Consider the following 12,065-nt stretch of genomic DNA (forward strand, 5'->3'; position numbering starts at 1 on the left):
AAATCGAGCGTATCCGTCAAATAGGCCTTACGCCGAACCACGCCCGTCGGCCGACCAGGCACCGGCGCCGGCCATCGCCAGCGCCAGGAAGCCGCCCGCAATGGCGATGTCCTTCATCAGCATCTGCGAATGCAGGAAGGCAAGCATCGCGTCGTCGCCGCCCTGGCCGTAATGGCCGATGAAACCAGCGACAATGCAGAATGCGGCGAGCAGCAGCGCGGTGATCCGGGTCTGGAAACCGGCCAGGATGAGCAGCCCGGCGATCAGTTCGAACAAGCCGGTACCCCAGGCGGCGAGCGTCGGCAGCGGTAGGCCAAGGCTGGCGAAATAGCCTGTCGTGCCGACAATGTCGGAAAGCGCGTGGAAGCCGGAGGGTACGAACAAGGCGGCAAGCAGCAGCCGGGAAAGCAGAAGCAGTGCGTTACGAGGCATGCTGTCGTCTCCGTCGTCAGTCCGGCCGGCTGGTCCTGTCGCGCATCCGAAGGTCGATCCTACCAGCAATGCGGGCGTAAATCCCGGCTGGCAAATCGGGACATGGACTTGTGCACCGACAACGAAAAAGCGGCGCGGAAAATTCCGCGCCGCTTTTGTTTTTCGTGTTCTGGCTGTGGATCAGCCGCGCTTGGCGTCGACCGAATAGGCGCCGGCACCGGAGGTGGCCAGCACGATGAAGCCGCCGGCAATCCCCAGATTCTTGAGGAAGTTGATCATCTGCATCTGATCGGCCCAGCCGGTGTGGGCGACCAGCGCTGTTGCGACGGTGAAGATAGCGAGCACCCATGCGGCAATCCGGGTCTGGAAGCCGACAAGTATGGCGGCGCCGCCGAGAAGCTCGATCAGGCCGACGATGATGGCCGTCGCGGTCGGTACGGGCAGGCCGAGGCTGCCGAAATAACCGGCTGTGCCGGCGATCGCGGTGAGCTTGCCGAAACCTGAAAGCAGGAAGATGGCGGCAAGAAGGACGCGGCCGAGGAGGATGGTGGCTGAGGCATTGGAAGCGCCGGAACCGGCGACTGAAGTATTGATGGACATGGTGGCTCTCTCTGGGAAGGGTTCAATGCAACCCAGATAGAGCAAGCTGACTGTTCACCAAAGCCGCCAGATCGGCGACACATTGTTCACAGTACTTACGTTTCCGTGAGCGGACGGCCTACGCAAAATTCGCGTCGAGTGAGGTCGTGACGCGAGTAATTTTTCCCGTCGCCAAATCTCTTACCCCGGATGCGTCATGTCCTCCGGCCGCACCAGCCGGTCGTAGTCGGCTTCGCTGACCAGCCCGGTGGCCAGCGCTTCCTCGCGCAAGGTGGTGCCCTTCTTGTGCGCGGTCTTGGCGATCTTGGCGGCATTGTCGTAGCCGATGGTCGGCGCCAGTGCCGTCACCAGCATCAGCGAGCGGTTGAGTGCCGCCTTGATGTTGTCTTCGCGCGCCTCGATCCCGACTACGCAATTGTCGGTGAAGGAGACCGAAGCGTCGCAGAGCAACTGCACCGACTGCAGGAAGTTGTAGGCCATCAGCGGGTTGTAGACGTTGAGCTCGAAATGGCCCTGGCTGCCGGCGAAGGTGAGCGCGGCATTGTTGCCGAACACCTGCACGCAGACCTGGGTCATTGCCTCGCACTGGGTCGGATTGACCTTGCCCGGCATGATCGACGAGCCCGGCTCGTTTTCCGGCAGCGACAGTTCGCCGAGGCCCGAGCGCGGGCCGGAACCGAGGAAGCGGATGTCGTTGGCGATCTTGAACAGGGCGGCGGCGCAGGCGTTGATGGCGCCGTGCGAGAACACCATGGAATCGTGGGCTGCCAGCGCCTCGAACTTGTTCGGAGCGGTTACGAAGACAATGCCGGTGATGGCGGCGATGCGATCCGCCACCCTTTCGGCGAAGCCGACCGGCGCATTGAGGCCGGTGCCGACGGCGGTGCCGCCCTGCGCCAGCTCCTGCAGACCGGGCAGCGTCAGCTCGATGCGCTTGATCGACGAAGCGACCTGCGCGGCATAGCCCGAAAATTCCTGACCGAGGGTGAGGGGGGTGGCATCCTGCGTGTGCGTGCGGCCGATCTTGATGATGTGGGCGAAAGCCCGGCTCTTGGCGTCCAGCGCCTTGTGCAGGTGCTTCAGGGCCGGCAGCAAATCGTGCACGATGCGCTCGGCGCAAGCGATGTGCATGGCCGTCGGATAGGTGTCGTTCGACGACTGGCTCATGTTGACGTGGTCGTTGGGATGCACGGGCTTCTTCGAGCCCATGACGCCGCCCAGCATCTCGATCGCCCGGTTGGAGATCACTTCGTTGGCGTTCATGTTGGACTGCGTGCCCGAGCCGGTCTGCCAGACGACCAGTGGGAAATGGTCGTTGAGCTTGCCGTCGATAACCTCTTGCGCTGCCTCGACGATGACCTTGCCGATCGCCGGATCGAGCCGCTTCAGTTCCATGTTGGCTTCCGCCGCGGCCCGCTTGACGATGCCGAGCGCGCGCACGATCGACGCCGGCTGCTTCTCCCAACCTATCTTGAAATTGCCGAGCGAACGCTGGGCCTGGGCCCCCCAATAACGATCGGCGGCGACTTCGATGGGGCCGAACGTGTCGGTTTCGGTTCTGGTCTTTGCAGCGGTCATGGGTCTCTCCTTGTCGAAGTCGGCAACGGCGTATCGCGTTGCACAAACGGCTTCAAGCGGAGATTGCGGGCAGGACGGATGCAAATCGGTTGAAGCGCTTGCCCCCTCGATGGGAGAGCCGGGACGCTTACCCGGCCGTGTAGCCGCCGTCGATCGCAAAGACGCCGCCGCTGGTCCAGGCGGCCTCGTCGCTGGCGAGATAGACCGTGATGCCGGCCAGATCGTCGGGGCGGCCGATGCGGCCAAGCGGATAGCTCCGCTCGACATAGGCCGTCAGCTCCGCCTTTGCCTCGGCCGGCAGGTAGTCGACCGTGCTGCGCCGCATGGCGGTGTCGACCGTGCCGGGCGCGATGGCATTGACGCGGATGCCGCGCGGCCCGAGTTCGAAGGCCAGCGATTTGGTCAGCGAGTTCACCGCGCCCTTCGACAGGGAATAGAGGCTCGACGGCCGCTTCGGGATCATCTTGTTGGCGAAATAGGACGAGATGTTGATCACCGACGCGCCTGCTGCCAGATGCGGCAGCAGAGCCTGGGTGAGGAAGAACACCGCCGTTACATTGAGCGCGAAGGATTGCTGGAACTCTTCCTTGCTGACGGTCTCGAACGGCACCAGGAAAGCCACCCCGGCATTGTTGACGAGGATATCGAGCGGCTGACCGGACTCTTTCACGTGCCCGGCCACGGCTTCTATGCCGGCGCTGGTGGCAAGATCGGCCGACAGCGTCTCGACATTGCCGCCGAGCCGCCTGGCGGCGGCATCAAGCTTTTCGGTGTCGCGGCCGACGATCAGGACATCCGCACCCTCACGCGAAAAGGCCTCGGCGATCGCAAGGCCGATGCCGTCCGATCCGCCGGTAACCAGCGCGCGCTTGTTATGAAGTCTCATAGGACGCTCCGAGGCAGCTTTGGCCACCTCGAGAGCACCGCACATAAGCGACCGCGGTCAAGCCATCGGCCTATCCCAAGGTATGAACTTCGACCGCTGGCACTCCTGCGTGGAACAACCGGCGCATCGTGCCCAGTGTCGATTTAGGCGCCGACGATCACGGATTCCCGAATGGCGAGCCGTCCCGCGACATAGTTCTTGACCTGGCGGACCGCCTGTTCGCGCGAGACGCTGCCTGGCTGCAGGCCGAGCCGCAGCCAAAGCCCGTCGATCAATGCGGTGACGCCAAGCGCGATGTCGTCGGCATCCGCCGGCGAGGCAAGGCCGCGCAGGCCGGACAACAGGTTAGAGCGCATGCGCGCGTGGATCACTCTCTGGATACGCGCCATCTTCTCGTCGCGCGGCACCTCGGCGCAGAGCGAAAGCCAGGCATGGCACAGAGGCGGTTGAAAAAGATGCGGTTCGAAATTGCCCTCGATCACGGCATCCATCCGCTCCATCGGGGTGATCGCCCGGCGAAGGCGCGCAATCACCGCCTGGCACAGGACGGCGTTGGCTTCGCGCATCGCGTGCTCGAACAACTCCTGCTTGTTGCGGAAATAGTGCAGCACGATTCCCTTCGAGGCGCCGGCCTGGGCCGCCACCTTTTCCAGCGTCGCGCCGGCAATGCCCTCGCGCTCCAGCACCGCGAACGCCGCCTGCCGCAGTTCCTTGCGGCGTATCTCGCTGAGACGCTTGAGTTTCACCGGATCGATCCATGCATTGCGATTCCACATTGACATTTTCGTCCGCGCAGATCAACTATTGACCAATGGGACAATAAAAAGACCAATTGGTCAATTTTCGAAAAATGAGGAGAACCGAAATGTTCCGCATCCTTGCGAATGGCGTCTGTCTCGCTGCCCTGGCGTTGGCCTGTTCTGCGGCTGAAGCGGCCGAGGCCGAACAGTGCAGGGCGGTCCGTATGGCCGAACCTGGCTGGAACGATCTGGCCTTCACCACCGGCGTTGCCAATGTCCTGCTGGGTGCACTCGGCTACCAGCCACAGAGCTCGGTGCTAGGCATCAACGTCATCTATGAAGGCATGAAGAACAACGATCTCGACCTGTTCCTCGGCTATTGGAATCCGGCCATGGTCACCTATTACGAGCCCTACAAGAAGGATGGCTCGGTCGAAGACGTGCGCGTCAATCTGGAAGGCGCCAAATACACCTTCGCCGTGCCGACCTACGTCTGGGACGCCGGCGTCAAGGATTTTGCCGACCTGCACAAGTTCGCCGACAAGTTCGGCAAGAAAATGTACGGCATCGAGCCCGGCTCGAACCAGCTGATGATGGATGCCATTGCCGATCCCTCGCTTGGCCTAGACGGCTGGCAGGTCGTCGAGTCGAGTGAAGCCGGCATGCTGTCGGAGGTCGGCTATGAGATCAAGGAAAAGCAGTTCATCGTCTTCCAGGGCTGGGCGCCGCATCCGATGAACACGATGTACGATTTCAAATATCTCACCGGCGGCGACAAATTTTATGGCCCCAACCTCGGTGCCGCGACGGTGACCACGCAAGTGCGAAAGGGCTATCTGCAACAGTGCCCAAATGCCGGGCAATTGTTGAAAAACCTCACCTTTGACATCGATTTTGAAAATGTCGGCATGGGGTACCTGATCAATGACGGCATGAAGCCGGAAGAGGCGGGGCTGAAGGCGATCAAGCTGAACAAGGATCGTCTGGACACCTGGCTTGCCGGGGTCACCACATTCGACGGCAAGCCCGGCCTTGCCGCGGTCAAGGAAAAGCTTGGCCTGTGAGACCGGCAGCATTTGATGCCTTTCCGAATGGCTGGGCGGAACAGGACGGCTGGGCTGGCCGCAAGCAATTCATCAATAGCGGCGATCTCGACATCGCCTATGTCGAGATCGCCGGCGCCGAGCCGGCGCTGCTGTTGGTGCACGGCTTCACCGACACAAGCCGCAGCTTTTCGCTCCTGACGCCGCATCTGGCCGGACGTCGGCTGATCATGCCGGATCTGCGCGGCCACGGCGGGTCGCAAACTGGCGAAGGTTGCCGCATCGCCGATTTCGCAAGTGACATTGCCGGATTGATCGTCCACTTGCAGCTTGACCGGCCGGTGCTCGTCGGCCATTCGCTGGGCGCCATGGTGGCTATCGCGTTGGCCGCGCGGCATAACGAGCTCATCGGCGGGCTGGTGCTATTGGCCGGCACGTTGAAGCCCGACCTGGCGCAGAACCATCCACTGGTCATGGGCGTTCAGTCTCTGCGTGACCCGATATCGCCGGCAGACCCGTTCTATGCCTGGTGGCATGCCTGCCGGCCTGGCGTGCCCGAGCCCTTTCTCGCAGGCCTGGCGAAAGACGCCTCGGAGATGCCGGTGTCGCGCTGGCAAGCGACCTTGAAGGAAATTCGCCGCACCGATCTGAGTGACCTGGCGCGAGCCGTGCAGGCTCGAACGCTGATCATCGCCGGCGAGCACGACCCGCTGTTCGGCCAGGCGCATCAGCGGGCGCTGTTGGATGCCCTTATTGGGGCAAGCCTCGTGCACGCCGAGGAGTGTGGCCACAATCCTCATTGGGAGGATCCGGCCTTTGTTGCCAACGCCATCGGTAAGAGTTTCGGGTTCGATTAGTGCCCGAACAATGCGCGTGCCGGTGGCACGTCCTGCCGGGCTTAGGCACCATCACTATCCCTGATCAAGCGGACCGCTACCCAAGCCGCGAACGCGAGGTCGGGGACAGACGCAAAGTCTCGGTTGGTCTGGTCAGATCCTGCTGGGCAGCTTGCCAAAACGCCTGCCATGCAGGTGAGCCGGCAAATTTGGCCTCATAGCGGGCGTGTGTTTCCGGGCTGTCGAATCCCATGACGCCGATGAAGACGTTTTCGCTGGCCCGTACCGGCAGGCGCGGAAAGCTGTTTTCGGCATGCTCGGTTACGAACGCGGCGAGCACGCGTGCGCCGGGTGCGATCATCTGCGGCACCATTTTGGTCTCGAAGCGACTGGCAAAAATGCCCTCGGCGCCTGGCCGCAAATGATGAATCCGGATCACAACAATGGCCGACAGGGGCTTGTTCCGGCTTGATTTTTTGTCGGCGGTCAAGCCTGCCCGCAGTGTGCCAGAGAGATCAAAACCGGCGCCTGGCCATGCCGGCTTGAGCAGCAACACATCGTCGGAATCGATCATTGTCGCGTTGGCCGCATTGCTATGCGCCGCCCAGACCGGCCCGCCATAGAAGGCGGTTAGGGCATCCTTGCGCGCGTCCATGCCGTCGAAGCCGCGCATCCAGACGAACATATCCGGACGATCGAGATCCCGGAACTGGCCGATGATGGTCATCCCGACGTCCTCCTGGCCCTCGATCAGCCTGCCGTCGAAGATGTCGATGAGCGTGTCACGCTTGCCGGGCTTCAGCGTGTACTGCCGCAGCTCGACCACAGGCGAGGCGAGCACCGCGGGTTGCGGCGTGGCATTCAGGGGCAGGTTCATCCGTCAGTCTCCAAAAACAGGGTGATTGTCCTGTTTATAAACAGACCGGTTGTCCTGTTTTGTCAACATGCTATTGTTCGGCAATGTCAGCAGAGATCACAACGCGACCGAGGCTTCGGTCGCGAAAACGCGTCAACGACCCCGAAGGCATGCGCAACAAGGTGCTCGATGTCGCGGAGGCGGCGTTTCAGGCGCGCGGCTATCATGCCTCCAGCCTCGGCGACCTGATGGCGGCGGCGGGTGTCAGCGGCGGCGCGCTGCATCACCATTTTCCGACCAAGAAGGCGCTGGCACTGGCGGTGATCGACGAGCGTGTGGCGGCAGCGGTCGAAGCGACATGGATCGCGCCGGTGCGGGCGGCGGCTTCGGCACGCGAGGGCGTGCGCGCGGTGTTCGAGGCCGTGGCGGCGGAACTGGAACAACAGGGTTTCGTGCGCGGCTGCCCGCTCAACAATCTGGCGCATGAACTGTCGCTCGCCGATCCGGATTTCAGGGCGGCACTTGCCCATATCTTTTCGGCATGGCGCCAGGCGATCGCCGACAAGGTCAGGGTCGACCAACAGGCGGGCAGGGAGCAAGGCACCGACCCGAAGCGCTTTGCGACACTTGCCGTAGCCACCTATTCCGGCGCCATGTCGATGGCCAAGACGGCGCAGGATGCGGGTGTGCTGCGCGACTGCCTGCCGGCGCTGGGTGAGGCCTAGGAAATGATCCCGAAACGTGATCGAGCCTGCTCATTCACGCTGCTATCGCGATGCCGCGCGTTGAACTGGACGGCCGGCCGCTCTCCATGCTGAAATTCACCTCATGATGAATCGCCGCTCGCCTGGTTTGTTTTCTCGACGCAGCTTTCTGGCCCAGGCCGCGGGTTTGGCCGCGGCCGGCGTGATGTCGTGCCCGGCACGCAGCCAGACCGGGCAGCGCGTCCAGCCGATCGACGCCACCTTCCTGTTCATCGCAGATGTCCATGCCTGTCGCATGGCGAGCGGCTTGAGCCCCAACTGCCAAAAGGAAGGCAAGACCGACGCCGCGCTGCTGCGCAACATCGCAGCGCTGAACGCCCTCGGCGACAAGGATTGGCCGGCCGAGATCAACGGCGTCGCCACCGGTCTGCGTTCCGCCGGCAGCCGTATCGGCACGCCGCTTGGCCTCGTCGTCGGCGGCGACATCACCGACGATGGCGGCGGCCAGATCACCCAACCGAGCGAGGGCACCCAACTGCTCCAATTCAGCCAGCGCTACCAGCAAGGCGTCGGTTCCGATCGCGTGCATGTGCCTGTCTATGTCGGGCTCGGCAACCACGATCTCGACCAGAACGGCCCGCCGCACCATGTCGACTGGTACCGGCGCGAAATGCGCGACTATGTCGAGGTCAATCATCGCGCCGGCGTATTCTTCAAGCCGCCGGTACCGGCCACCGACTACGACGTCGACACCGATTGTTATTCCTGGGACTGGGGCGGCCTGCATCTCGTGCAGACGCATCGCTTCGCCGGCGACACCGGCCACGGCGCCGACAGCGGCCTGCCATGGCTGAAGCAGGATCTGGCCACCTACGCTGCGGATGGCCGCCCGGTCATCCTGTTCCAGCACTATGGCTGGGACACCTTCTCGATAGAACGGTGGGATGCCGCCAAAAGGACGTATGACGATGACGGTGCCGGCGCGCCGCACTGGTGGAGCGAGGCCGACCGGCAGGCCCTGCTGGCGGCGCTGAAGGGCTACAATGTCGTCGCCATTTTCCACGGCCACAAGCACGACATACCGCTGATCTACCGCGGCGACGGGCTCGACCTCATCAAGCCGAAGGCTGCCTATATGGGTGGCTTCGCGCTGGCCAGGGTGACTAGCGACGCCATGGACGTGGTACTGGGCGAGGCGACCGGTGATCATGGCGAGGTCGCCTTCACCAACGCCTTCAGCAAGGACTGGAGCACATGAAAAAGGCGGCCCTGGCGGCCGCCCTTCCCGGACAAAAGCGATACCCGATGGGGATCAGAGCGCCTTCTTGACCTTGTCCTTCACGTCGCCATAGGCCTTCTGCACCTTGCCGGCGATCCTGTCGGCCGTGCCTTCGGCTTGGGTCTGCCTGTTGCCGGTCGCCTTGCCGGCAGCTTCCTTGACCGAGCCCTTGACCTGCTTGGCCATGCCCGCGACCTGATCCTTGTTCACCATTTTCCGCATCTCCTGGGAGTTTGAATTCGGGGAATTCGTCCGCGGAGGCTAACGAACCGGCATCGGTTAGGTTCCAAGCTTCCCCAGCCGCGGATCAAAGTTGCGCAACCGCTTTCGGCGGTAAGGCTGGCAGGCTAAAGGACTTCAGGACAACCGTGCGCGCGGGGAGAAAAATGGCTGAATTCACACTCTATATCGGCAACAAGTGCTTCTCATCATGGTCGCTTCGGCCCTGGGTGGCGATGAAGCATCTGGAGGTTCCCTTCGAGGAAGGGTTTGTGCGGCTGCGCACGCCCGAGACCGCTGCCAATCTCGGCAAGATTTCGCCGACCGGGCTGGTGCCGGTCTTGAATCACAATGGCAGGATCATCTGGGAAACTCTTGCCATCCTTGAATATCTTGCCGACCTGTTTCCTGAGAAAAATCTCTGGCCGGCCGATATCGGCGCCCGTGCGCTGGCGCGCTCCGTGGCGACCGAAATGCATTCCGGTTTTCGCGAGGTCCGCTATGGCTGGCCGATGAATTTGCGTCGCCCGAAAGGCCACAAGCCGCTCGACGCCGAGGGCGAGGCGCAGCGGGAGCGCATCGAGGCCCTGTGGCGCGAGTGCCGGGAAGGACACGGCAAGGGCGGCCCGTTCCTGTTCGGCCACTTCACCGCGGCTGACGCCATGTATGCGCCGATCGTCACGCGCTTCGACACTTATGGCGGCACGCTGGCGCCCGACACCAGAGCCTATGTCGATGCGGTGCTTTCAACGCCAGCAATGCGTCACTGGTACGCGGAGGCCGCCAAGGAAACCTGGCCCGAGCCCGGTCCGCACGAACAGGACTGACCTGGCACGCGGGTTCGAGCCTCGCAACCGCAAAATATGGTTTCAGGCGATGCGGCTGAGGGGCGCCTGTCTGTCCCTCGCGGATGTCGGCGGCAACGCCAGGCGTGTCTGGCTTGGAGTGAGGCAGGCTCCACATGCGTCCGGAATCGGCCGCGGCGGGAATTGACCGGAAGGGCAATTCGGCATAATACGTAACCAAATGGATACGTATTATGCCGCAGGCTGACCCCGACCGTTCCGTTTTCCGCGCAATTGCCGATCCGACTCGGCGCGCGATCCTCGACCGCTTGCGGCAGGGACCGGCGCCGGTCAACGAACTCGCCTCGGCCTTTTCGCAGAGCCGGCCAGCGATCTCCAAGCATCTCAGGGTCCTGCGCGAGCTGCGGGTCGTCTCCGAACAGAAGTATGGCCGCGAGCGGCTCTACCGGCTGGAACCGGCGGAGTTGAAGGACGTGGCCGACTGGATCTTGCCATATCGCGATTTCTGGCAAGCGAGCCTCGGCAACCTGAAATCCTACCTGGAGAATGAATGATGGCCAACAACGACAGACCGCGCGCCATCGCCGATGTGTCGGCGGGCACGATTCTCGCCACGGTAACGATCGCGGTGCCGCCCGAGCGAGTGTTTCGCGCGTTGACGGCGGACGACCAGATACCGCTCTGGTGGGGGTCGGACGAACTTTACCGGACGACGAGACATACCGCCGACTTGCGGCCGGGCGGGGCGTGGCGATCGGAAGGCAAGGGGGCCGACGGCCAGGACTTTCATGTCCAGGGCGAGTATCTCAGGGTGGAGCCGCCGCACCTTCTGGTGCTGACGTGGAAAGCGCCATGGGACGGCGACAACGTCACCACCGTGACCTACATGCTCGAGGCGGTGGGTGCCGGAACGCGGCTGACCTTACGTCATGAAGGGTTTGGCGTCCGTCAAGGCGCATGCCGCGATCACGGCTCCGGCTGGGAGCGCGTGCTCGGCTGGCTGACCACTTTCCTCACCGATGAAGCCGGCAGCAAGCCGCAAGGCGTGTTCCACTGCCGGCTGATCCCGCCCCGGCCCGACTTTGCCTTCACCCTGACCGATGCAGAAAAAACACTGATGAAGCAGCACTCGGATTATCTGCGCGGCAAATTGGGTGAGGGGGGTGTCATCCTGTTTGGGCCGGTCGCAGATCCTGCCGGTCCCTGGGGGCTCGGTATCGTGCGTGCCGTCGATGAGGCCGCCGTCCGGGCGCTGACCGAGGCGGACCCGACGGTTCGTTCCGGGTTGGGCTTTCGATACGAGATCCTGCCGATGATGACCGCCGTGATGTGAGGCAAAAACAAAAACGCCCCTCGCGCCTTTTATCGCGCGGGAGGCGTCTTTTGCCGTCAACCTTTCCTTCGATTGCTCTCATGAACTGCTGACGACACACCTAAAATGCACCGGCGCCGATCTGGTTCCCGGTAGGTTGCGGTTTTTTGGAGCGGCGGCGTTTCGTTTCCTTCTCGCCGGACAACTTTGCGCCTGATCTCGGTGGCGGCTAAACCAGAAATTGACACGGGGCAAAAAGAAGCCTACAAGAATTTCGTCGATATTTGTTTGACCGACTTTTGTTATCCGCGCACGCATGCGCGCCTTTGACGAACTTCCCCATCAAAAATCGAGACAAAAATCGTTGTGCATTCGCACCGCGATTAACGAATATTTGCCATGGAAAGGGTTCGTCATGAGCACCGGCACAGTTAAATGGTTCAACGCCACCAAGGGTTTTGGTTTTATTCAGCCTGACGACGGCTCGGCCGACGTTTTTGTCCACATCTCGGCCGTAGAGCGCGCCGGCATGCGCGACATCGTCGAGGGCCAGAAGCTCGGCTACGAGATGGTCCGCGACAACAAGTCGGGCAAGATGTCCGCCGACCAGTTGAAGGCGGCCTGAAAACAGAATTCAGCCTTCCCGGTGACCACGGATGTACTGGCACCGGTGAATGGCGAATTCGGGCGCTTGGCCGCGGAGACTTGAGTTTCTACGGCATGCGCATGTGAAGGGCGTTGCCTTGCATCCCTGGTGCATCCTTCTGGATGTCA

15 protein-coding genes are annotated in these 12,065 nt (G+C 62.5%); 8 read left to right on the forward strand and 7 right to left on the reverse strand.

All coding sequences use genetic code 11. The annotated features are described in order from the left end of the window. Positions 1-27: 27 nt before the first annotated feature. The 5 genes from AC1D08_RS26610 to betI form a co-directional block, all read right to left on the reverse strand. Positions 28-432, reverse strand: a complete 405-nt coding sequence (locus tag AC1D08_RS26610; RefSeq protein ID WP_477305944.1) for a DoxX family protein — start codon at positions 430-432, stop codon at positions 28-30. A 180-nt stretch (positions 433-612) separates the two neighbouring features. Beyond that, positions 613-1,032: a DoxX family protein gene (locus tag AC1D08_RS26615; protein ID WP_095086128.1), complete on the reverse strand. Its 420-nt coding sequence runs from the start codon at positions 1,030-1,032 to the stop codon at positions 613-615. A 180-nt stretch (positions 1,033-1,212) separates the two neighbouring features. Next, the gene (gene fumC / locus AC1D08_RS26620) at positions 1,213-2,610 is read right to left on the reverse strand and encodes a class II fumarate hydratase (RefSeq protein ID WP_457154355.1); all 1,398 of its coding nucleotides are present in this window, start codon (positions 2,608-2,610) and stop codon (positions 1,213-1,215) included. A 127-nt stretch (positions 2,611-2,737) separates the two neighbouring features. Then, the gene (locus tag AC1D08_RS26625) at positions 2,738-3,496 is read right to left on the reverse strand and encodes an SDR family NAD(P)-dependent oxidoreductase (protein WP_457154354.1); all 759 of its coding nucleotides are present in this window, start codon (positions 3,494-3,496) and stop codon (positions 2,738-2,740) included. Between the two features lie 143 nt (positions 3,497-3,639). After that, a complete protein-coding gene (betI, locus tag AC1D08_RS26630) occupies positions 3,640-4,278 on the reverse strand; it encodes a choline-binding transcriptional repressor BetI (RefSeq protein WP_457154353.1) in 639 nt (212 codons plus the stop codon). Between the two features lie 83 nt (positions 4,279-4,361). On the opposite strand from betI, the gene choX reads away from it, so the two are divergent. Together choX and AC1D08_RS26640 are read left to right on the forward strand one after the other, a co-directional pair. Further along, positions 4,362-5,300 (forward strand): choline ABC transporter substrate-binding protein, encoded by a 939-nt coding sequence (gene choX, locus AC1D08_RS26635; protein WP_477424428.1) that lies wholly within the window; start codon positions 4,362-4,364, stop codon positions 5,298-5,300. Beyond that, positions 5,297-6,136: an alpha/beta fold hydrolase gene (locus tag AC1D08_RS26640; RefSeq protein WP_477424430.1), complete on the forward strand. Its 840-nt coding sequence runs from the start codon at positions 5,297-5,299 to the stop codon at positions 6,134-6,136. The genes choX and AC1D08_RS26640 overlap by 4 nt, the downstream gene beginning before the upstream one ends. Positions 6,137-6,212: 76 nt before the next feature. Here AC1D08_RS26640 and AC1D08_RS26645 read toward each other — a convergent pair whose 3' ends face one another. After that, entirely contained in the window at positions 6,213-6,992 is a 780-nt protein-coding gene (locus AC1D08_RS26645; protein WP_457150653.1) for an NIPSNAP family protein, read from the reverse strand. A gap of 149 nt (positions 6,993-7,141) precedes the next feature. Between AC1D08_RS26645 and AC1D08_RS26650 the strand changes: the two genes are divergently transcribed. Continuing rightward, complete coding sequence (locus AC1D08_RS26650) at positions 7,142-7,696, forward strand: TetR/AcrR family transcriptional regulator (protein ID WP_477424432.1); 555 nt, start codon at positions 7,142-7,144, stop codon at positions 7,694-7,696. 103 nt (positions 7,697-7,799) lie between these two features. Further along, positions 7,800-8,933 (forward strand): metallophosphoesterase, encoded by a 1,134-nt coding sequence (locus AC1D08_RS26655; RefSeq protein ID WP_457150655.1) that lies wholly within the window; start codon positions 7,800-7,802, stop codon positions 8,931-8,933. A gap of 54 nt (positions 8,934-8,987) precedes the next feature. On the opposite strand, the gene AC1D08_RS26660 is transcribed toward AC1D08_RS26655, so the two are convergent. Continuing rightward, positions 8,988-9,176, reverse strand: coding sequence for a CsbD family protein (locus AC1D08_RS26660; RefSeq protein ID WP_457150656.1), 189 nt, complete (start codon positions 9,174-9,176; stop codon positions 8,988-8,990). 164 nt (positions 9,177-9,340) lie between these two features. Between AC1D08_RS26660 and AC1D08_RS26665 the strand changes: the two genes are divergently transcribed. From AC1D08_RS26665 to AC1D08_RS26680, 4 genes are all read left to right on the forward strand, one after another. Continuing rightward, positions 9,341-10,000, forward strand: coding sequence for a glutathione S-transferase family protein (locus AC1D08_RS26665; RefSeq protein WP_457150657.1), 660 nt, complete (start codon positions 9,341-9,343; stop codon positions 9,998-10,000). Between the two features lie 212 nt (positions 10,001-10,212). Continuing rightward, positions 10,213-10,533, forward strand: coding sequence for an ArsR/SmtB family transcription factor (locus tag AC1D08_RS26670; protein ID WP_095086102.1), 321 nt, complete (start codon positions 10,213-10,215; stop codon positions 10,531-10,533). Beyond that, positions 10,530-11,312, forward strand: a complete 783-nt coding sequence (locus AC1D08_RS26675) for an SRPBCC domain-containing protein (RefSeq protein ID WP_457150658.1) — start codon at positions 10,530-10,532, stop codon at positions 11,310-11,312. The genes AC1D08_RS26670 and AC1D08_RS26675 overlap by 4 nt, the downstream gene beginning before the upstream one ends. A 394-nt stretch (positions 11,313-11,706) precedes the next feature. Further along, positions 11,707-11,916 (forward strand): cold-shock protein, encoded by a 210-nt coding sequence (locus AC1D08_RS26680; protein ID WP_010915421.1) that lies wholly within the window; start codon positions 11,707-11,709, stop codon positions 11,914-11,916. Positions 11,917-12,065 lie beyond the last annotated feature (149 nt).

The organism is Mesorhizobium sp. P2_E6 (assembly GCF_056403835.1).

Bases quoted from the DNA above. Each gene is read 5' to 3' on its own strand.
- AC1D08_RS26610 (WP_477305944.1), bottom strand. From the start codon at position 432: ATGCCTCGTAACGCACTGCTTCTGCTTTCCCGGCTGCTGCTTGCCGCC.
- AC1D08_RS26615 (WP_095086128.1), bottom strand. From the start codon at position 1,032: ATGTCCATCAATACTTCAGTCGCCGGTTCCGGCGCTTCCAATGCCTCA.
- fumC (WP_457154355.1), bottom strand. From the start codon at position 2,610: ATGACCGCTGCAAAGACCAGAACCGAAACCGACACGTTCGGCCCCATC.
- AC1D08_RS26625 (WP_457154354.1), bottom strand. From the start codon at position 3,496: ATGAGACTTCATAACAAGCGCGCGCTGGTTACCGGCGGATCGGACGGC.
- betI (WP_457154353.1), bottom strand. From the start codon at position 4,278: ATGTCAATGTGGAATCGCAATGCATGGATCGATCCGGTGAAACTCAAG.
- choX (WP_477424428.1), top strand. From the start codon at position 4,362: ATGTTCCGCATCCTTGCGAATGGCGTCTGTCTCGCTGCCCTGGCGTTG.
- AC1D08_RS26645 (WP_457150653.1), bottom strand. From the start codon at position 6,992: ATGAACCTGCCCCTGAATGCCACGCCGCAACCCGCGGTGCTCGCCTCG.
- AC1D08_RS26650 (WP_477424432.1), top strand. From the start codon at position 7,142: ATGCGCAACAAGGTGCTCGATGTCGCGGAGGCGGCGTTTCAGGCGCGC.
- AC1D08_RS26655 (WP_457150655.1), top strand. From the start codon at position 7,800: ATGATGAATCGCCGCTCGCCTGGTTTGTTTTCTCGACGCAGCTTTCTG.
- AC1D08_RS26660 (WP_457150656.1), bottom strand. From the start codon at position 9,176: ATGCGGAAAATGGTGAACAAGGATCAGGTCGCGGGCATGGCCAAGCAG.
- AC1D08_RS26665 (WP_457150657.1), top strand. From the start codon at position 9,341: ATGGCTGAATTCACACTCTATATCGGCAACAAGTGCTTCTCATCATGG.
- AC1D08_RS26670 (WP_095086102.1), top strand. From the start codon at position 10,213: ATGCCGCAGGCTGACCCCGACCGTTCCGTTTTCCGCGCAATTGCCGAT.
- AC1D08_RS26675 (WP_457150658.1), top strand. From the start codon at position 10,530: ATGATGGCCAACAACGACAGACCGCGCGCCATCGCCGATGTGTCGGCG.
- AC1D08_RS26680 (WP_010915421.1), top strand. From the start codon at position 11,707: ATGAGCACCGGCACAGTTAAATGGTTCAACGCCACCAAGGGTTTTGGT.